The sequence below is a fragment of the Pseudomonas sp. UTLPPB19802 genome, from assembly GCF_059730225.1.
This window is the reverse complement of the sequence record NZ_AP048545.1, coordinates 4,978,446-4,999,994: the sequence shown is the minus strand read 5'-3', so window position 1 is coordinate 4,999,994 and position 21,549 is coordinate 4,978,446. Positions and strand designations below refer to the sequence as shown.

Genomic DNA, 21,549 nt, shown 5'->3' with positions numbered 1-21,549 from the left:
ACCGCTGAACAGGTGTAAACCTATTTCAGGGCTAGACAGAGGTAGTAACCCAAGCCAGACGTTTAGTGCTGGCATGGGTCACTGTACTGCTTAGGCAGGTTCAGCGTTTTCAATGCGCTGCAGGGAGGGCTCTGAGCTTTCGCGTTGGTCAGCCAGGAAGAACCAGGTTTCCAGCACGGTATCCGGGTTCAGCGACACGCTTTCGATGCCCTGCTCCATCAGCCAGCGCGCCAGGTCCGGATGGTCGGAAGGCCCCTGGCCACAGATGCCGATGTACTTGCCGGCCTTGTTGCAGGCCTGGATGGCATTGGACAGCAGCTTCTTCACCGCCGGGTTACGCTCGTCGAACAGGTGCGCGATGATCCCGGAGTCGCGGTCCAGGCCCAGGGTCAGCTGGGTCAGATCGTTGGATCCGATGGAGAAACCGTCGAAATGCTCGAGGAACTCGTCGGCCAGGATCGCGTTGGAAGGCAGTTCGCACATCATGATCACGCGCAGGCCGTCCTGGCCGCGTGCCAGGCCGTTGGCCGCCAGCAGCTCGACCACCTGGCTGGCTTCGCCGAGGGTACGGACGAACGGCACCATGATTTCGACGTTGGTCAGGCCCATTTCGTTGCGCACGCGCTTGAGTGCACGGCACTCCAGCTCGAAGCAGTCACGGAACGACTCGCTGATGTAGCGCGAGGCACCACGGAAGCCCAGCATCGGGTTTTCTTCTTCCGGCTCGTAGAGCTTGCCGCCGATCAGGTTGGCGTACTCGTTGGACTTGAAGTCCGACAGGCGCACGATGACCTTCTTCGGCCAGAACGCCGCGGCCAGGGTACTGATACCCTCGACCAGCTTCTCGACGTAGAAACCGACCGGATCGTCGTAGCCGGCGATGCGCTTGTCGACGCTTTCCTTGATTTCCAGCGGCAGGCCAGCGTAGTTCAGCAGCGCCTTGGGGTGCACGCCGATCATGCGGTTGATGATGAACTCCAGGCGGGCCAGGCCCACACCGGCGTTCGGCAGCTGTGCGAAGTCGAAGGCGCGGTCCGGGTTGCCGACGTTCATCATGATCTTGAACGGCAGCTCCGGCATGGCATCGACGGAGTTTTTCTTGATGTCGAAGCCCAGTTCGCCTTCGAAGATGTAGCCGGTGTCGCCCTCGGCGCAGGAAACGGTCACGCCCTGGCCGTCCTTGAGCAGCTCGGTGGCGTTGCCGCAACCGACCACTGCCGGGATCCCCAGTTCACGGGCGATGATCGCCGCGTGGCAGGTGCGCCCGCCACGGTTGGTGACGATGGCGCTGGCGCGCTTCATCACCGGTTCCCAATCCGGGTCGGTCATGTCGGAGACCAGCACGTCACCGACCTGGACCTTGTCCATCTCGGTCACGTCGCGAATGATGCGGACCTTGCCGGCGCCGATGCGCTGGCCAATGGCACGGCCTTCGACCAGCACGGTGCCCTTTTCCTTGAGCAGGTAGCGCTCCATGACGTTGGCGCTGGAGCGGCTCTTCACCGTTTCAGGGCGGGCCTGGACGATGTACAGCTTGCCGTCGTCACCGTCCTTGGCCCATTCGATGTCCATCGGGCACTTGTAGTGCTTCTCGATGATCATCGCCTGCTTGGCCAGTTCGCTGACTTCGGCGTCGGTCAGGCAGAAACGCGCGCGATCGGCCTTGTCGACCTCGACGGTCTTGACCGAACGACCGGCCTTGGCCTCGTCGCCGTAGATCATCTTGATCGCCTTGCTGCCCAGGTTGCGGCGCAGGATCGCCGGGCGGCCAGCGCTCAGGGTGTTCTTGTGAACGTAGAATTCGTCCGGGTTCACCGCGCCCTGCACGACGGTTTCGCCCAGGCCGTAGGCGCCGGTGATGAACACCACGTCACGGAAGCCCGACTCGGTGTCGAGGGTGAACATCACGCCGGCGGTGCCGGTTTCCGAGCGGACCATGCGCTGCACGCCGGCCGACAGGGCGACCAGCTTGTGGTCGAAGCCCTGGTGCACGCGGTAGGAAATGGCGCGGTCGTTGAACAGCGAGGCGAATACTTCCTTGGCCGCGCGGATGACGTTGTCGACGCCACGGATGTTCAGGAAGGTTTCCTGCTGGCCGGCGAAGGAAGCGTCCGGCAGGTCTTCGGCGGTCGCCGAGGAACGCACGGCCACGGCCACGTCAGGGTTGCCGGCCGACAGCGCGGCGAAGGCGGTGCGGATCTCGCTGTTGAGGCGTTCGGGGAATTCGGCCTCCATGATCCACTGGCGAATCTGCGCGCCGGTTTTGGCCAGGGCATTGACGTCATCGACATCCAGCGCGTCGAGCGCGGCGTGGATGCGGTCGTTCAGGCCACTCTGTTCGAGAAAATCGCGATACGCCTGAGCCGTAGTGGCAAAGCCGCCGGGAACCGATACACCGGCGCCCGCGAGGTTACTGATCATCTCGCCAAGGGATGCGTTCTTGCCCCCTACGTGCTCCACATCATGGACGCCGAGCTTATCCAGGGAGACTACATACTCAACCACGTTAAATACTCCGTTAATTGTTGCGGGACAGAGGCAAAGACATCAGGTGTTGGACAGTGAGGCTTTGCGTGATGAGCGCCCATCGGCGGTGTGGGGGGCCTTTCTGGAATTCAACAGACCCAAGCAGACAATCATCACTGTCAGCAGTCCTGTAGCGGTGATCTCGGAACGATATGCCGGGATGAAGAACATGCTGATCAACGCGCCACTGATGAACAGAATCACCGCCCAGGTCAGCCACGGGAACATCCACATACGGAAATGCAGCGGGTCGCCGGCAGCCAACAGTTTTTTGCGCAGGCACAATTGCGAAACAGCGATGACCAGGTAGACCAGCAGCGCTATCGCGCCGGAAGTCGAAAGCAGGAACGCAAACACGTTTTCCGGTGCGAAGTAATTTATGAAGGTTGCCACGATGCCAAGCACGGTGGTCGAGGCGACGGAAGCAACCGGCACTTGTGCGCGATTGGTGCGCTTGAACAATCGCGGTGCATCACCTCGCTGGGCTAGGGAGTAGAGCATGCGCGATCCGGTGTAGACCTGGGAGTTCATGCAACTAGCAACGGCTACCAGTACGACGATGTCCATCACCAGCTTGGCATTAGGGATGTGCAGGATTTCCAGTGCGCGCTGGAATGAGCCCACCTCGGGTAAACGAGGGTCATTCCAAGACACGATCGACAGAATCATTACGATTGACAAAAGGTAGAAAATGCAGATGCGCCACACGACCGAATTTGTCGCGCGGGTAATCTGCCGAGCAGGGTTTTTCGATTCGGCGGCTGCGATGGTCACGACCTCTGCGCCGATGAAACTGAACATCGTTGTCAGTACTGCGCCTACGATGGCGGCCATGCCATTGGGAGCGAAACCTCCATGCTCAGCGATCAACCGCCCTAGTCCACTGACTTCGCGATCAGGCAGCCAACCCATCAGCGCCGCTATGCATAGCCCGATGAAGGCAATAATCGCAATGATTTTCAGCAGGCCGAACCAGAACTCAAATTCACCGTAACGTGCGACACTGAAAAAATTTGAGCAGGTGAGTAGCAGGATGACGCCTGATGCAAACAACCAGGTATCGATGGCTGGTATCCAAGCATTGAGGATATTAGCCGCAGCAATCGCTTCGAGCGGAATTGCCAGCACCCAGAACCACCAGTACAGCCAGCCGATACTGAAGCCTGCCCACGGGCCAATCGCGCGGTCTGCATAGGTTGAGAAGGAACCCGTGTCTGGTGATGCTACGGCCATTTCACCGAGCATGCGCATCACCAGAACAACCAGTGCTCCAGTGAATATGTAGGCAAGCAGAGCAGCCGGACCTGCTTTGGCGATTGCATGGCCGGAAAACACGAATAGCCCTGCGCCGATCACGCCAGCAATCGATAGCATTGTGACGTGACGCTGCTTCAAGCCGGTCGCAAGTGATGTGTTGGACATGGTTTAGACTCTATTAATTGTTCTTGGAGTGTTCTAATCCGCAAAATGAAACGCCCCTGTACATCCTCGGACGATGCTGGACAGGGGCAGGTCATGGGACGCGTGTATGCATTTTGCTGCTACAGAGGCGTTTCCGTGTTGAGTGCGAAATTCTCCGGGGGGTGACCAAGGATTTCACAAAGCGCATCTACAATAATCTGGTGGTCTTGACGATCAGGGAGTCCAGATACCGTGATAGAACCGATGACTCCTGCCCCTTGCACGATGATCGGAAAACCTCCGCCCACGCTTGCATAGTCTGCTGCGGACAGAAAGTAGCGTTGGGTGATGTCCTGCTTCTCAAGCGCCAATTGATGCCTGATTCGGTAAGAGCTGCGCAGAAAGCGCTGCACCGTATTGCACTTGCGTCTGACCCAATCTAGGTTGTCCGAGGTGATGCCTGGGCGGCTAGCGAAAAACAGCGGGCGGTCGAAGCGCCGCACGTCAATCACCAGTGGCCACGACTCAGTCACAGCCTGATCATATAGATAAGACCCGATTTGCCAGGCTGTCGCTTCGTTGAACTTCGAAAATTGAAGCGTTTCCTCTTGCTGGATCAACAGTGCCAGATCATCTGTAAGGCTCAAATTACGTTCCTCCTGACTAGCGTCGGCTTCAGTAAGCGCATCAGCTTGTGCCCTATTATTGTTGAGTTAAATCCATTTTTTCTCACGCATACGTACTGAAATACTTTCCTTATCGGTACGAATTCTTCCATGGTGCTAAAGATTAATTCTTAGATCAAATGGCTGTTGACAGGATTCTGTATTCTTTTTAATGTGAGTGCAGTCATGCACACAAAATCGCATGCAATGTAGTGCCGTACCTTCCTGCCAAAAACAATGATTATTCAGTGAGGTTTCAAATGGTTCTTCCGATCCCGTCTTCCCTCAAAGCTCTTTTCGTCGGCGCCACCCTTTGCGGTGCGCTGTTGGGTCAGTCTGCGGCCCAGGCAGATGAAGTATCGGTACTGCAAGGTATCCAGAAAGCCGGAGTATTGCGCTGCGGCGCCGCTGTGGCTGCGCCTTACGTCATGCGCGATGCGAAATCCGGAGATTACAGCGGCTATTTTGTAGACCTGTGCCGAGATTTTGGTGAGAAGGTACTCAAGGTCAAAGTTACCTTCGTCGATACAAACTGGGACAACCTGGTGGCCGGCCTGCAAAGCAACAAATGGGATCTGGCTATGGCGCTCAACCAGACACCAGAGCGCGCACTGGCGGTTACCTTCACGGTGCCAGCAACCGACTATCAAGTGTCGCTACTGGTGAACAAGGAAAACCCGAAAGTGGCTGATGTGAAGGAAGATATTTCCGTTCTTGACAAGCCTGAGGTGACCTTCGCAGTGATGTCAGGTACCGCACAGGACAAGGCTATTTCCTCGGTCATTAAGAATGGCAAGATCATGCGTTTGCCGGGTATGGATGAAGCGCGTCTGGCCGTCATGTCCAAGCGTGCAGATGTGCTGGTCGATGCCAGCGATACCAATCACTTGTTCGCACTTGCCAACCCCACCTGGGCTCGTGAAATCCTTCCCAAGCCGGCACTGGCCAAACAGGGTGTTTCCTTTGGCGTACGCCGTGACATCTCGCCAGCCGACCTGCAAGTGTTGAACATCTACTTGCAGCAGCGACGCGAGTCGGGAGAGATACAGCGTCTGGTAGACCAGGCTTCGCTGGCGGTCAACGCCGAAGCTAAATAGCCCCATGTACACGGCCTGTCGGTGTCGAGCCAGAAGCATTCGGCAGGCCATTTTTCCCTTTCAGTAAGGTAACTACAGATGTGTGATTACACGCGCCCCCTGGCCGGGCAGGTCATATTGGTAACAGGTGCCTCTGGCGGTATTGGTGCTGCGGTAGCAGAGCAGTTGGTTACCGAAGGTGCCCGGGTACTGATCCACTACAGTCGTGACGCCGAGGGCGCACAACGGTTACTGGATAAGATTGAGGGCGAAGGCTGGATTGTTCAGGGCGACCTGAGTGATGAGTCCGGCCCCGGGCAGCTCTGGAGCAAAGCGCTGGAACTGGCAGGTGGGCGTATTAACGGCCTCGTCAACAACGCCGGTATTCGTACTGAAATACCGCTGGAATCGGATTCTGTGAAATGGCGAGCCGCGTGGCGTCGCGAGTTTCAAGTGAACTTCTTCGCCGCCGCTGATTTGTGCCGCGAAGCTGTTGCACACTACCGCGCCAACGGCGGCGGCCGAATCATCAACATGGCCAGCCGTGCCGCCCAACGAGGCTATGCAGCTGATGCGTTGCCTTACGGCTGCAGTAAGGCTGCACTGATCAACCTCACCAAGTCGTTGGCGCGTAGCGTGGCGAGTGATGGTGTAGTGGCTGTGGCTATCGCGCCGGGTTGGGTGCGAACCGATATGGCCGAGCAATTTGTTGCGCAGCATGGTGAGGCCGCGGCAACGGGTGACATTCCGGTTGGACGCATGGCGAGCCCGGCGGAAATTGCAGAGCTAGTTGCATTTACCTTACGGCCTTCGCAAGCGTCTCTCAATGGCGCGACACTGGACGTCAATGGCGGTAGCTATATCCGCTGAGGATTGCCGTGAGGAGCCAGGCGCCGTCGTATTTGCGACGGCGTTTCTGTATCCGGGCAATTTACAATGGCTCGGGCTTGCAGAGCAGTTCACGACCTTTGAGCATCGCGTTCCAGTAAAGCGGCGGCAAGACATCCGCCTTGAGGTGCCAGGCAAGCCTTGAAGGGCGTAGTCCATCCAGAACCCAGGTCGGAAGTGATGGCATCAAACGTGCGCCGTAGCCGAATTCTGCAAGTACGATTTTGCCACGCTCAACGGTCAATGGGCAGGAACCGTAGCCATCGTAGCGAGCAGACAAATCCCGGCCGTCCAGTGTGGCCAACACATTTTCTGCTACGACGGGGGCTTGTTTGCGCGCCGCAGCCGCCGTTTTAGCATTAGGCGTCGATGTGCTGTCGCCCAATGCGAAGACATCATTGAAACGCTGGTGTCGCAGGGTGTGTTGATCGACATCGATCCACCCTTCCTGATTTGCCAATGGGCTGTGCTTGATCACATCCACTGGCCCTTGAGGTGGGCACACATGGATCATGTCGAAGTGCTCTACTGACTCCACTACCTGACCTTCGCCGTTCTTGCGCGCGAAGGTGGCCTGGCGAGCAGGGCCGTCTATGGCAATGAGTGTTGAGCCGAAATTGAGCGTGGCGTTGTAACGATCGACATATTCCATGAGTGCGGGCACATAGTCAGCGACGCTGAACAGGACTCCACCGGCAGTGTGGAATTGGACGTCAATGTCCGCAAGGTAACCGGCACGTAGCCAATGGTCGGCTGAGAGGTACATAGCTTTTTGCGGGGCGCCTGCACATTTGATCGGCATCGGAGGCTGCGTGAACAATGCTCTGCCTTTGCGGAGGTTCTGCACCAGCTTCCATGTGTAGGGCGCGAGGTCGGCGCGGTAGTTAGAGGTGACGCCATGCTGGCCAAGCGTATCGGTTAGACCCGGAATCGCCGCCCAGTCGATTTTGAGTCCTGGAGCCGCTACCAGCACTCCATACCGAAGGACCTGGTCGTTAGCGAGAACGATTTCCTGCGTGTTCGGACGGAAGGCAGCCACCGCTTGTGCAATCCACTCAACGCCCTTGGGGATTAATTCGGCCATTGCCCTGACTGTTTTCTCCCGCTCGAAAACCCCCGCTCCAACCATCGTCCAACCGGGTTGGTAGCTGTGTAGTGGTCTACTAACCCCGGACACCTTTTTAGGCGAGAATGATCGCCATACAGAGGTGTTCGATGAGCAGACAACGACGTACTTTCACCCCCGCCTTCAAGCGTGAGGCTGCCAGCCTGGTGCTCGATCAAGGCTACAGTTGCCCCGAGGCCGCCAGATCCCTCGACGTGGGTGAGAGCTTGTTGCGTCGCTGGGTCGCCCAGTTGCAACTGGAGCGCGGCGGCATTACCCCCACTGCCAAGGCGCTCACGCCGGAGCAGCAGACGATCCAGGAGCTTCAGGCCCGCATCAACCGGCTGGAGCTTGAGAAGAAAATCTTAAAGGAGGCCACTGCGCTCTTGATGGCCGAGGAACACGGGCGCAGACGTTGAAGTCGATTCGGCAGTTGGCAAGACACTACCCTGTTCAACTGTTGTGTTCGGTCTTCGAACTGCCCCGATCTTGTTACTACGCCCATCTGGCCCGGCGCCGTCGTATCGATGTGCGCCGAGTGAGCCTGCGCAGCCGCGTCAACGAGCTGTTCAGTCAAAGCCGTAGCTCAGCGGGTAGCCGCAGTCTCGTTGCCATGCTCCGGGATGAAGGCGTCGAGGTCGGGCGTTTCAAAGTCAGAAGATTGATGAAGGAGCAGGGTTTGATCAGCAAACAGCCTGGTTCTCATGCCTACAAGAAGGCCACGGTTGAGCGCCCCGACATTCCCAATGTCCTTGATCGGCAGTTCACCGTGGCAGCGCCGAACACGGTCTGGTGCGGTGACATCACCTATATCTGGGCACAGGGTCGATGGAATTACCTGGCCGTTGTATTGGACTTGTTCAGCCGCAGAGTGGTGGGCTGGGCGATGTCGGCCAAGCCTGATGCCGAACTGGTCATCAAGGCGCTCGACAGGGCTTACGAGATGCGTGGCAGACCACGGGGTGTCCTGTTTCACAGCGACCAAGGCAGTCAATATGGCAGCCGTAGTTTTCGCCAGCGGCTCTGGCGCTATCGGATGACCCAAAGCATGAGCCGACGAGGAAATTGTTACGACAATGCCCCCATGGAGCGGCTGTTTCGTAGCCTGAAAACGGAGTGGGTGCCGACGGTGGGTTACATGACGACCGCGTTGGCCGAGCAGGACATCGGCCGCTACCTCATGCAGCGGTACAACTGGATAAGGCCGCATCAGCACAACGGTTTCGTACCGCCGGCGGTGGCGGAAGAAAAACTCAATTCTGTGTCCGGGAATTGTTGACCACTACAACATGGATTGTTATGACTCTCTCCTCGCGCCACCTCTCACCGCTGTTCATGCTGGCGGTGATGACCACTCCGGCTGTTGCCGATGTCTCTTCCAGCCGCGCCGATCTGCTACAGGTTTACCGCCAAGCTGTTGAGCATGACGCCCAGCTTTCTGCTGCTCGTCATGATTACCAGGCGCGGCGTGAAAGCGTTCCTCAGGCACGCGCCGGTTTGCTGCCTACCCTCAATGCAGGTAGCACTGTGGAGTCCGTTCGGCTGCAGCGGGATGAGCCGGGCTTGGCTCGTACGCGCAGCACCAAGGTTTTTCAGGCGAACCTGAACCAGCCGTTGTTTCGGGTCGATCGCTGGTTTCAACTGGAGGCTGCCCAGGCCAGTACGGATCAGGCCGAGCTTGAATTAAGTGCCAAGGAGCAGACGTTGATCCTGACGGCGGCACAGGCCTATTTCGAGGCCTTGCGTGCCCAGGATCTGCTGGCCGCCTCGAAAGCCGAGGAAGCCGCCCTGGAGCGCCAGCAGCAACAGGCAAAGGCTCGTCTGGAAAATGGTGCTTCGAGTATCACCGATGTGCTGGATGCTGAAGCGGCCCATGACAACGCCAGTGCCAATCGCAAGCTCGCCGAGCGCAAGGTCGACGATGCATTTGAGGCGTTGTCCCGGCTGACGCGCCAAGAGTATTCCTCGATCGAGGGGATTGAGCATCAGTTGCCAGTGGAGCTTCCCGTGCCCAATGATGCCAACGAGTGGGTGCGCAAGGCGGTCCAGCAGAACCTGGCCCTGCAGGCCAGCGACTACGCGGTGCTGGCGGCGGAGAAGACCAACAGCCAGCGTAAGGCCGGTTATGCACCGACCGTCGATGCTGTTGCATCCTGGCGCAAAGGCGACAACGACAGCTTTGGCTACAGCAACCCCACTGACTTCGGGCAGGACGGCTACCGAGGCAGTGTGAGTCAGGGCAGCATTGGCCTGGAGCTGAATATTCCCCTGTATTCGGGTGGCATGACTCGTTCGCAGGTGCGTGAAGCGACTGAGCGTCTGGCCCAGAGTGAAGATGAGCGCGAGGACCGGCGCCGAGAGGTGGTGCAAAACACCCGCAACCTTCATCGAGCCGTCAACTCGGATATCGAGCAGGTCATTGCCCGTCGGCAAACCATTCGTTCCGGCCAGGCCTCGGTCAAGGCCAACCAGGTGGGACGCGACGTGGGATCGCGCAATACCGTCGATGTACTCAATGCTCAGCGCCAGCTCTACAGCGCCGTGCGCGAGTACAACAACGCACGTTACGACTACATCATCGATACGCTCAAGCTCAAGCAAGTGGTGGGCACCTTGAGCCCGAAGGACCTCGCTGATTTGGCAATGTACCTCACAAAAGACTACGACGCCGACCGGGATTTCCTGCCACCTCAAGAGCGCAAGGCGCTTTGATCAGGTATTCATACGGTCGAAAGAAATAAATCTCACTACATTGTTGCAAATTGATACTAATTGTATCGGGAGTGATATAAAGTATTGAGATATCAGGATTTTTTTGCCGCGTTTCGGCAGCATGGAAGCTTATGAGTGAACAAGGACGGGGCGACCAATCGCCCATGCCAGACACCGGTCTCGTGTGTCTGGTGATGATGGCGCGGTTCCATTCGGTGGCCGCCTCCGCCGAGCAACTGGCTCACGAATTTGCACCGGCGAACCAGTTGTTCACGCAACGTGAATTACTGCTCGCCGCTCGCAAGCTGGGACTCAAGGCCAAGTCCGTCAGTACCTCCCTTTCTCGCCTGGATCGCACGCCATTGCCGGCGATTGCTGGCGACAACGACGGTACTTTTTTCATTATCGCGAGGATGGACAACGGCAAGGCGCTGATCCAGGACCCTCGTGCGGAGCGGCCCCTGGTCATCTCCTTTGAAGAGCTTGCAGCGCGCTGGACCGGCGAGCTGGTTCTGCTGCGTTCTGGCACGAGCTTGTCGGGCGAAACCTCGCGCTTTGACTTCACCTGGTTTGTTCCTGCTATCGTCAAATACCGCAAGTTGCTGGGCGAGGTCTTGGTGGCCTCATTTGTCCTGCAACTGTTTGCCTTGGTGACGCCGCTGTTTTTCCAGGTGGTCATGGACAAGGTGCTGGTGCACCACGGGCTGACGACCCTTGATGTGGTCGCCGCAGGATTGTTGGGGATCATGCTGTTCGAGTCGGCCTTGAGTGGTTTGCGCAGCTATGTGTTTGCCCATACCGCCAGCCGTATTGATGTGGAACTGGGCTCACGGTTGTTCCGGCACCTGATCAACCTGCCATTGGCCTACTTCCAGGCGCGTCGGGTCGGCGACTCCGTGGCCAGGGTGCGTGAACTGGAGAATATTCGCAGCTTCCTGACCGGCAACGCCATTACGTTGCTGCTGGATGTGCTGTTCTCATTGGTGTTCATCCTGGTGATGTTCTACTACAGCGGTTGGCTGACACTGGTGGTGATTCTGTCGCTGCCCTTGTATGTGCTGGTGTCCCTGTTCATCACACCACTGCTGCGCGCTCGTCTGCAGGACAGCTTCACCCGTGGAGCCGAGAACCAGGCCTTTCTGGTAGAGACCGTGAACGGCATCGATACGGTGAAGTCCATGGCGGTTGAGCCCCAGGCAATCCGCAAGTGGGACAACCAGATGGCGGCCTATGTCGCTGCCGGGTTCAAGACCCAAACCCTGTCGACCATCGCCAACGAGTGCACATCGCTGATCGGCAAACTGGTGACCGTGGCGACGCTTTGGCTCGGGGCTCGACTGGTGATCGACGGTCAACTGTCCGTCGGTGAGCTGATTGCCTTCAACATGTTGGCCGGGCGTGTCAGTGGGCCCATCATGCGCTTGGCGCAACTGTGGACCAGCTTCCAGCAGACCGGTGTTTCCGTGCAGCGGCTGGGCGATATCCTCAACACCCGAACCGAGCTCTCCCAGGCAACCCGCAGTGCATTGCCGCCCCTCAAGGGGCAGATCGAATTCGACCAGGTGCACTTTCGCTATCGTGCCGACGGTTCGGAAATCCTGCGCGGGATCAACCTGCGGATTGCTGCCGGCGAGGTGATCGGTGTCGTCGGGCGTTCCGGCTCCGGAAAAAGCACGCTAACACGATTGCTCCAGCGGCTGTATGTCCCTGAGCGGGGGCGGGTGCTGGTCGATGGCATGGACCTGGCACTGGCGGATGTGTCCTCGCTGCGCCGGCAGATCGGCGTGGTGCTGCAGGACAACATGCTTTTCAACCGCAGCATCCGAGAAAACATCGCCTTGAGCGATCCCGGCGCACCACTCGAAACCGTGATGCAGGCGGCCAGCATGGCCGGTGCCCACGAGTTCATCCTGGAACTGCCCGAGGGTTATGACACCATGGTCGGAGAGCACGGTACTTCGCTCTCCGGTGGTCAGCGGCAACGTATCGCGATTGCGCGCGCCTTGATCGGCAATCCACGGATTCTCATCTTCGACGAAGCCACCAGCGCCCTGGACTATGAGTCCGAGCGGGTGATCCAGCAGAACATGCAGAGCATCTGCGCGGGGCGCACCGTGATCATCATTGCCCATCGCTTGTCGGCCGTGCGAGATGCCCACCGCATTCTGGTGGTTGACCGCGGGCAGATCGTCGAGCAGGGAAGTCACGCCGAATTGCTCACTCATCAAGCGGGTCACTACTCGCGGCTGCATCGCATGCAGCAGGGCTGAGTCAGCCTGTAGGTATCTTTCATGAAACTCCCGGCGCACTTGAGTTCAAGCGCGCCGGCTCTCTCCGTATTCTGAATTCAAGGATTGATACTCCATGAGTGAAGCGCCTTCACTAATGCAGCGTTACCGCCACGCCTGGCGCGAGTCCTGGCGCCAACGCAAGCACATGGACGGTGTACGGCGCCTGCCCCATGAAGCACAGTTCCTACCGGCGGCTTTGGAGTTACAGGATACCCCCGTGCATCCGGCGCCCCGGATCTTTGTCTGGGGCATCATGGGGTTTGCCGTCCTGGCGTTGGTGTGGGCCTGCGTCGGTAAGATCGAAGTGGTCGCCGTGGCTCCCGGCAAGATTGTGCCCAGCGGCAAGAGCAAATTGATCCAACCCAGCGAGACCGCGGTCATTAAGGCCATCCATGTGGGCGATGGGCAAAGTGTGGCGACTGGGCAGTTGTTGGTTGAACTCGACCCGACGGCGGCGGATGCTGATATCAAACGCCTGCAGGCCGACTTGCTGGCCGCGCGTATCGATACCGCCCGCAGTTCCGCGATGTTGGATGCCATCAACCTGAACCGCGCTCCAGCCTCTTTGGTCGGTACGATTGAAACGACAGATCCCGAGCAGGTGCAGGCTGCCCAGCGCTGGCTGCAGGGGCAGTATCAGGAGTACCGCAGCAGCCTGGATCTGGTTGAGGCGGAGATCCAGCAACGTGGCGCAGAGATTCAGTCAGCCAGGGCCCAGGTTTCCAGTCTGCAGAAAACGCTCCCCATTGCCAGCCAGTTGGCCGAGGACTACCAGCGTCTATTGCAGCAGCAGTACGTGGCACGTCACGAGTATCTGCAGAAAGAGCAGGCTCGGTTGGAGCTAGAGCGACAGTTGCAGGTGCAGCAGGCCGCAGTGCTCCAGTCGACTGCCGCTCAAAGTGAAGCCCGCCAGCGCCGTGAAGGGGTGGTGGCACAGACCCGCAGGACGATGCTCGATCTGCTGCAGTCTTCCAGCCAGAAAACCGCCGGCCTCAGGCAGGAGCTGGCCAAGGCCCGTTACCAGGAGGCGCGCACCTTGCTGACTGCACCGGTCGACGGCACGGTACAGCAACTGGCGGTGCATACGGTCGGCGGAGTGGTGACGCCAGCGCAACAACTGATGGTGATCGTGCCCAGGGACCAGCCGGTCGAGGTCGAGGCGATGCTGGAGAACAAGGACATAGGCTTTGTGCACGAAGGCCAGGCTGTCACGGTGAAGGTCGAGACCTTCACCTTTACCAAGTATGGGACAGTCGAGGGTGAGGTGGTCAGTGTGTCCAACGATGCGATTGAAGACGAGAAGCGTGGACTGATCTACAGCAGCCGGATTCGATTGAAGACTGATCACCTGCGTGTGGCCGGCCAGGATGTGATGTTGTCGCCGGGGATGTCTGTGACAGCAGAAGTTAAGACCGATCAGCGTCGAGTGATCGATTATTTCCTCAGTCCATTGCAACAGTATGGAAGTGAGAGCTTGCGAGAACGTTAGTGAATTCTAATTCTTTGTAAAGAGATTATGTATGAAGCGATTTATTAAATTGATACTGATGGCGATTGGTGTTGTTGCAGTTCTCAAGTATGGCGCCATTGCATTGATCTCTCTAATTGATGACTCGGACGATGATCTATCTGTGAAGCAATATCCATCGCCGGATGGGCACTATATTGCTGCACATGTCACACGGTCAGGCGGCGGGGCGATAGCCTCGTTCTGCTCGGATCGAGTTCTTGTGTTTAGCAGTTCGTTGAGCGTCGATGAGGTCGTTAAGCATTCCGACTACTTAGTCTATTCGGGTGAATGTGATTCGTTCGCTGAGAAGGATGCGAGCCCATCTGTGCATTGGGAGTCGGAAAGAAATCTACAGATAGATTTTTCTATCGCCGGCACGCAGGCGCGTAGTCGCAAAGTTGACCTTAAAGCATATGATGCGTCAGGGGTTGTGCAGGTTAAATTTTCGGCCTATCGCTAAATGGATTTTGATTTTTCTCGAATTTTCGAGAAGTGTAAGAGATGGAGGGGTAAGTGGCTAAAACTGAATTGATGCAAGGGCAATATGGTGCCGACGAGTTTCTGGTGGCGACCAGGGATAAAAAGAACTTCGTGGAAGCAAAGTGGCTGAATGATGGTTTTGGTAAATATATTATTGATCCTCAGACCAAACAGCCTTTCATTGTTCCGAAGGACTATAATGTTAATTCGGTCATTGAGCATTTTGAAAAAATCAAGGCTGAATATGATGCTTCAACGTTCAGCACGCGTGCCAGTCTCTATACTACGGTTCGCGAAGCATTTAGGCAGGGTGGGGAAGGCGACCTGCAGCGCTATTACAATGGCACTTCATATAAGACTGGCGGGGATTTTGTTCCAAGCTTCACTAACGCAGCATCCTTCAATTTTGGTATGGCCTCGACTGTTTTAGGGCTGCGCGAAATTGAGATTATTGGCGGAGGTGGGCTTTATAATCTGTACAACTCTCTGAGGGCTGGGGGTGAAAACATCCAGACTGAGGGCGAATGGTGGAATAACGAGCCGAACGTTATTTCAATTAAGACGGGTATATCTGTTGTTAATCCGGACCGCGACGGGCAAGCGATTATCGATCAGGGAGACTCGTGGGTTCGTCCCTCAAGCTTGCTGAATATCGAAATTGATCCTGATCCTCAGGCGCGTCGAGAGGTATTGCTTGAAAACCAAAGAACGCGTGATGTAATCAACGGTTATATCGATAACGCGGCTACACATAAGGTTTTTGCTCTTGGAGGTATCCTCAGTAAAACTGATTTTACCTCTACTCAGATGGCCAGCCTCGCATCGGGGGGTGTTCGCCCTGGCGAAGTACAGCTTGACCCTAATGCCCGTCCGAATACTTATTTGTCGCAATTCTATATGGATGCGGACACCACCAAGCCGGACTTCAGTCTGCGTAATGCCGTCACGCTGAACGGACTTTCGGCGCTGGCGACGTTCAATACCTATGTTGATCCGCTGTTGCTTGACTTGACTGGCAGCGGCGTGCACATGACTGATATGCGCGACGGCGTACTGTTTGATACTGATCATAGCGGTACCCTCAAGCGTAGCGGGTGGGCAGATCGCACTACTGGTATGTTAGTGGTTGATGACGGTAGTGGGCAGGTCAAAGACATCAGCCAGATGTTTTCCGAGTACTACACAGGCAAGGCCGGTGTAAACGGATCTGCCGGCGAGGCAAAATTCAAGGACGGCTTTGCTGCGTTGGCCAGTGAAGATGCTAACAAGGATGGCGTGATTGACTCGCGCGATCCGATTTGGAGTAAGTTGCGAGTCTGGGTCGATGGCTCTCACGATGCGAAAGTCAACACGGGTGAGCTTAAGACATTAGCTGAATTGGGCATTACCCAAATCAATGTTCGCTCGTCCAGCAGTACCGAAGTTCGTGATGGAAATAGGGTGATTGCTAGTGGATCCTTCACGATAAATGGTAAGGCCCAAGAGATGTTGGCCGTTGACTTCCTTGGCGACCCAGTCAGCAGTACTGTCAGTAGTCAGGGGGCTGGTACGCGGATAGTCTCCACCGCGAGTGGTCAGACGACGGTCGCCTATGCGAGTCAGAGCAGCGTTGATGAGACTCTGGATGCAGCCAAACTCGGCGTAAATAATATTTATGGTGGCACCGGCAACGATACGCTGATCGCCTCTGCGACGGGTAGCTGGCTGGTAGGCGGTGCTGGTAGCAATACATATCTCGGCGGGGCAGGTGATGACGTATTTGTCATTAGTGCCTCGGACGATACTCGTAATATTCGCGGCAATGGTGGGCGTGACACAGCCATTATTGTGGGTGATGGAGACGTATTCCTCAATATGGCCAACGCCGGTCTTACGATTGCGGAAGGCGGTCGTGGCAACGACGTTATCATGAGCGGCGGTGATCAGGACGCCTATATCAAAGGCGGTTCTGGAAATGCAATCTTGGCAGGTGGTGCGGGCAATGATGTGTTGGTGGGGGGGACAGGTCACAACACATTAATCGGTGGTAGTGGCAAGGCAATCATTTATGCCGGTCCTAACGGCGACACCATCTACGCCTCCAAAGGTGGAAGCATCATCCATGCGGGCGGTGGAGCCGACCATATCTATGGGGATGTTGGTAACGACGTCATAGAAGTGGGTCATGGTAATGCCACCATTGATGGCGGCGGCGGCATCAACTTGGTGACGTTGCACGGCAACCATGGTGACTACCGCATCACCCGTACCGCCAGCGGCTATGAAGTGGCTGACAATGTGGCAGGGCGCGATGGAACGGTTATCTTGAAGAATATCCAGAAACTGAATTTCTCGGATATCTCTGCGGTCGATCTGGCTCAACCCAACGCGATGCCGGTAGCTGACGTCTTGAGCCTCGACAAGGACGGCAAGGCCTTCGATCGCCGTCAGTCGCATCTGATTTCTGCCGCCAGCCTGCTGGCTAACGATCAGGTGCTCAACAGCAAGGGCGGCTTGCGGATTGCCAATGTCGGCGATGCGATTGGCGGTACGGTCAGCCTGACCCAGCAGGGTGATGTGCTGTTCACGCCGGATCCGAAATTCACCGGCCTGCTCAGCTTCAAGTACGGCGTAGTCGACAGTGCCGGCAATGCATCCGCTTCGGTCGTGGACCTGAGTAGTGGCAAGACCGCGCCAATGCGCGCCGGTGTAACGCTGCTGACCCCGGAGGTGCCGCTCGATCCATTGGCGGCCCAGGAATGGTACCTGAGCGATGCCAACATCCTGCCAGTCTGGAACGACTACTCAGGTAAAGGCGTTCGCATCGGTCAGTTCGAGCCGGGTGGGCAGTTCGCCACCGCTCCGGAAATTTTCGACATTACCCATCCTGATCTGGCGGCCAATGTCGACCAGGCCTGGCTACAGACCCAGAAGAGCAACAACACGTTGCCGGGACTGGTGTCCAACCACGCGACCATGGTCGCGGGTGTGATGGTGGCGGCTAAAAACGGCGTCGGCGGCGTGGGCGTGGCCTATGGGGCGACACTGGGCGGCTACTACCTGGCCAACAGCGGCGCCGACCTTGCCGGGTTGGGGCACATGGTCAGCTTTGACATTGCCAACAACAGCTGGGGTTTCACAAACGATTTTGCACTGAGCAGCTTTCAGGACGGCTCCCTCAACACCGCCACTGCACTGAGCATGAATGCCCAGTACGCGGCGGCTAACGGTCGGGGAGGCCTGGGCACAATCATTGTCGCTGCTGGCGGCAACAGCCGGGCAACCGGTGGTAATGCCCAAGGCTCCCTGACCAACAACAATCGCTTCTCGGTGGAAGTCGGAGCCATCAATGCCCAGGGCGACCTGTCGACCCTGCAGATCGGTTCGTCGCCGTTTTCCAACCCTGGAGCCAGCCTGCTGGTGTCGGCGCCCGGCAGCAACGTGGTCTCCACCAGCCATATGCTGGAGACCGAACGGGGTTCTACCTTTGGTAGCGATTACACCAGCATGCAAGGCACCAGCTTTGCCGCTCCGATCGTCTCCGGCATCGTCGCGCTGATGCTTGAGGCCAACCCGAACCTGGGTTACCGCGATGTGCAGCAGATCCTCGCGTTGTCGGCGCACAAGATCAACGACCCGTCCACCCAATGGAGCGATAACGCCGCCCACAACTGGAACGGCGGGGGCATGCACACCAGCAATGACTACGGTTTTGGCGAGGTCGATGCACGGGCGGCAGTTCGCCTGGCGGAGGCCTGGATGACCCAGAGCACAGCGGCCAATGAGTATGTCTACAGCGCTTCCAGTGGTGCGCTTGGAAAGAGCGTTGCCGCAGGCAGCACAGTGAGCTCAACCATTGCGATGAACGCTGGCCTGAACGTCGAGCACGTCGAGATTGATTTCGACGCCCAGGTCGGTCGTCTGGGAGACCTGACGCTCAAACTGATCTCTCCCGATGGCACCCAGAGCATCCTGCTCAACCGCCAGGGCAAAGTGCCGGATGGCATGGCGGGGGCGAGTGCCAGCGACATGGGCAGCACCCAGTCGGGGTCGTTCAAGTACACCTTCATGTCGACGCATGACTTCGGCGAGCGCTCGGCAGGCAACTGGACCTTGCAGGTGACGGATGCGGTGTCGGGCCTGCCGGTCACGCTCAATTCGTGGTCGCTGCGCCTGTACGGCAGCAAGAGCTCTGCGGACGATACTTACTTCTACACGGACGAATACGTCAAATCCGTGGTCGGGCATGCCAACCGTGCAGTGCTGGACGATGCGGTCAATGGCATTGCTGGCGGGCGTAATACCCTCAACGCCGCAGCCGTGTCAGGAGACACCTCGGTCAACCTGCAGACCGGTGTCGCCAGCATTGGCGGCGCGGCGCTGACGGTGAAGAATCCTGCAAACATTCAGAACATCGTCACCGGTGATGGCAATGATGTGCTGATCGCTGGCAAGGCTGATGCCTTGCTCGATGGCGGGCGGGGCAACAACACCCTGACCGGCGGTCAGGGCAAGGATTTCTTCGTCGTCCATCGCCGTGACGGTGGCAGCGATGTCATCAACAACTTCGAGGCGGCCCGTGGCGAGATCATCGACTTGGTGGGCTTTGTTGGGAAGAAGTACGCTGATCTAGCAATGACCCAGCAAGGCGCCGATGTCAGGATCGATCTGTCCAAAGGCCAGAGCATTGTCCTGAAGAACCAGTCGCTGGCAGGCTTGAGCGCGGCGAACTTCAAGTTCCAGGACACCTTTGTCGCCCCGGCGGCCTATGTCAGCAGCGATGCTACGGCAGTCAAACCGCAGGAAGGCCTGGGTACCGTTGTGCTCAACGGCGGTGCCAAGGGCGTGATGTACAGCAGCGATGCCCAGGGCAAGATGGTCGCTTCGCTGAGCGGTACGATCTACAGCCACGACAGCGCGACTTCGGATGTGTTTGTAGTGGCTGCTCAGGCGGGCGTCAAGGATTACAACAACGCCCTGCGCGGGTTCCGCCATGGCATCGACAAGATCGACCTGCGCCAGACGGGTATCACCGACTTCAGCCAGTTGACCATCGAGCACAAGAACCGCGCCACCCTCAACGGCCTGACGCAGATTCATGGTGTGTACGTGGCGATTACCGGCAGCCAAGGGACCAGTTCGAACGTGAATCTGGTGTATCTGGATGCGCTGGATGTGGCACAGGTCAGTGCCTCCGATTTCATCTTTGCCGCGCATACGCCTGATGTGGTGGCGCCTGTAGGGCCCGTGGTGGTTCCGCCGACTGAACAGCCTGCGATCAGTGTGCCAGGGACGCAGACGCCGACTGTCGAGCATCCGGTAGTCGATCAACCTGGCGTGGTCAAGCCACTGCCGACGATTGACCCGAAGCCAACGGTCACGATTCCGGATGTGACCCAGCCGGGGACCAAGACGATTGAGCAGATTCTGGCTGAACGGGGTGTCGACTTGAATCCCACGGTGCCCGAGCACAAGACCATTGAAGAACTGCTTGCCGAGCGCGGCGTAGGTTCGCTCGAACCTTCGAAAGTGCCGGACACAACGTCGCCAGGCCGTGACCAAGGGGGACGTCCTGTTGTTGATGTGCCAAGCCCACGGCCGATTGTGATCCCTGATGTACCGGTGATTGATATCTCTCACCGTGATCTGGATATCCCAGGTCGTACAGGGGGCACTTCGCCGACTACGCCTGCACCGACGGCCAATGATTCGAGTGTCATGACGGTCAAGGGGTTCTTCGCCAACGCCACCGTTGGAGACGAGAGCAAGACCATCAACGTCGAGGCATCGGGTGCCAAGCTGACGGCAGGCAACGGTGATAACAAGGTTAATGTGACCGGCAGCCGAGCCGAGATCAGCTTGGGTAACGGCAACAATGTCGTTGCTGGCAATATCAGCAAGCTGACTGTCGGCAACGGTAACAATGACATTACCGACAGCGGCTCTTTCACCGAGGTGAAGCTGGGTGATGGCAACAACAAGGTTGTGGTCAGCGGCAGCATGCCAACCGTGCAAGTCGGACATGGGGTCAATGATCTTGAGTTCAGCGGTAGCATGGGGCAACTGGTGTTCGGCCAGGACATCAGCCCCGAGCGCTTGTGGTTCGAGCATCATGGGCAGGATCTGCAGATCTCGGTCATCGGCAGCCAGCAGGAGGTCACGCTGCACAACTGGTATGCCAGCACTCCAGAGCGACCTCGCGACATCATGATCGGTACCCAGCATCGATTGATGGGAGGGGATGTAGAGAATCTGGTCCAGGCCATGGCAGCGTTTGCCCCGGCTGCACCGGCTACCATGACTTTCAGTGCTGCCGAGCAACAAGCTTTGCAGCCGGTCCTGGCGGCTAACTGGACGTGATCTGATCACTTCACCTGGAAAAGGGTCCACGACATCTGTCGTGGGCCTTCGAGGATCGCCTCTATTGGATGGGGTCTTCAGCCATCTCAAGGCAATGCTCGCCGTTCCTCAAGTTCAACATTGTCAGCCTCTGGTGCTGACGATCTGTAGCGATCTACTCAACCCCCACCTTGTGTTCTACATTGAGCGCGATAATCACATTGATGTCTGGCGCGTTTGGCGTGGGCGCGGGACATCCCTGAGTGGCTGGTGGAGGGTTTGGCCAGTGAAGCAACTCGACACACTGCCAGGCCGCGTCTGGCTTGCCTCTGCGCCCCGGCGAGTACACAATCAAGTACAGACCAGCCCCTCTGTGATTTAAAACCTTGATGTTTTTCAAAGAGATAGCGGCTTGTTTCGGGTCTCGTTTCCTTCTCCAGCTAGCAACCATCGACAAGCAAATCATCGAAAGCTGGTCTTGGCTGAGTCTTTTCTCAGACAGATTGGGGCTAGCACCAAGCCCTGAATCCAGATGAGTCACTCTTCAGGGTACTCATAGAGGTAGGAAAAATCATCG

11 protein-coding genes and 1 pseudogene are annotated in these 21,549 nt (G+C 57.5%); 8 read left to right on the top strand and 4 right to left on the bottom strand.

Features of this window, described 5'->3' with window-relative positions:
- Nucleotides 1-90: 90 nt before the first annotated feature.
- From ppsA to AC6I6U_RS21545, 3 genes are all read right to left on the bottom strand, one after another.
- Nucleotides 91-2,505, bottom strand: a complete 2,415-nt coding sequence (gene ppsA, locus AC6I6U_RS21555) for a phosphoenolpyruvate synthase (RefSeq protein ID WP_497878049.1) — start codon at nucleotides 2,503-2,505, stop codon at nucleotides 91-93.
- A gap of 42 nt (nucleotides 2,506-2,547) precedes the next feature.
- Nucleotides 2,548-3,948 carry a GABA permease gene (gene gabP / locus AC6I6U_RS21550; protein ID WP_497878048.1) on the bottom strand — a complete coding sequence of 467 codons (1,401 nt, stop codon included), beginning with the start codon at nucleotides 3,946-3,948 and terminating at the stop codon, nucleotides 2,548-2,550.
- A 119-nt stretch (nucleotides 3,949-4,067) separates the two neighbouring features.
- The gene (locus AC6I6U_RS21545) at nucleotides 4,068-4,574 is read right to left on the bottom strand and encodes a heme-degrading domain-containing protein (RefSeq protein ID WP_497878047.1); all 507 of its coding nucleotides are present in this window, start codon (nucleotides 4,572-4,574) and stop codon (nucleotides 4,068-4,070) included.
- Nucleotides 4,575-4,852: 278 nt separating this feature from the next.
- On the opposite strand from AC6I6U_RS21545, the gene AC6I6U_RS21540 reads away from it, so the two are divergent.
- Nucleotides 4,853-5,689, top strand: a complete 837-nt coding sequence (locus AC6I6U_RS21540; protein ID WP_497878046.1) for a transporter substrate-binding domain-containing protein — start codon at nucleotides 4,853-4,855, stop codon at nucleotides 5,687-5,689.
- Between the two features lie 78 nt (nucleotides 5,690-5,767).
- Nucleotides 5,768-6,538 (top strand): SDR family NAD(P)-dependent oxidoreductase, encoded by a 771-nt coding sequence (locus AC6I6U_RS21535; protein WP_497878045.1) that lies wholly within the window; start codon nucleotides 5,768-5,770, stop codon nucleotides 6,536-6,538.
- A gap of 61 nt (nucleotides 6,539-6,599) precedes the next feature.
- On the opposite strand, the pseudogene AC6I6U_RS21530 reads toward AC6I6U_RS21535, so the two are convergent.
- Nucleotides 6,600-7,709: pseudogene (locus AC6I6U_RS21530) on the bottom strand (NAD(P)/FAD-dependent oxidoreductase); the annotation flags it as partial.
- A gap of 62 nt (nucleotides 7,710-7,771) precedes the next feature.
- Between AC6I6U_RS21530 and AC6I6U_RS21525 the strand changes: the two are divergent.
- From AC6I6U_RS21525 to AC6I6U_RS21500, 6 genes are all read left to right on the top strand, one after another.
- Nucleotides 7,772-8,940 (top strand): IS3 family transposase gene (locus AC6I6U_RS21525; protein ID WP_497878044.1). Its coding sequence is split into 2 segments (ribosomal slippage): nucleotides 7,772-8,033 and nucleotides 8,033-8,940, totalling 1,170 coding nucleotides; the frame shifts between segments, so codons are not numbered across the junction.
- A gap of 20 nt (nucleotides 8,941-8,960) precedes the next feature.
- Complete coding sequence (locus AC6I6U_RS21520) at nucleotides 8,961-10,373, top strand: TolC family outer membrane protein (RefSeq protein ID WP_497878043.1); 1,413 nt, start codon at nucleotides 8,961-8,963, stop codon at nucleotides 10,371-10,373.
- 131 nt (nucleotides 10,374-10,504) lie between these two features.
- Nucleotides 10,505-12,643: a type I secretion system permease/ATPase gene (locus AC6I6U_RS21515; protein ID WP_497878042.1), complete on the top strand. Its 2,139-nt coding sequence runs from the start codon at nucleotides 10,505-10,507 to the stop codon at nucleotides 12,641-12,643.
- A 94-nt stretch (nucleotides 12,644-12,737) separates the two neighbouring features.
- Complete coding sequence (locus tag AC6I6U_RS21510; RefSeq protein ID WP_497878041.1) at nucleotides 12,738-14,153, top strand: HlyD family type I secretion periplasmic adaptor subunit; 1,416 nt, start codon at nucleotides 12,738-12,740, stop codon at nucleotides 14,151-14,153.
- 31 nt (nucleotides 14,154-14,184) lie between these two features.
- Nucleotides 14,185-14,634, top strand: a complete 450-nt coding sequence (locus AC6I6U_RS21505) for a hypothetical protein (RefSeq protein ID WP_497878040.1) — start codon at nucleotides 14,185-14,187, stop codon at nucleotides 14,632-14,634.
- A 53-nt stretch (nucleotides 14,635-14,687) separates the two neighbouring features.
- A complete protein-coding gene (locus tag AC6I6U_RS21500) occupies nucleotides 14,688-20,993 on the top strand; it encodes an SPM autocatalytic domain-containing protein (RefSeq protein WP_497878039.1) in 6,306 nt (2,101 codons plus the stop codon).
- Nucleotides 20,994-21,549 lie beyond the last annotated feature (556 nt).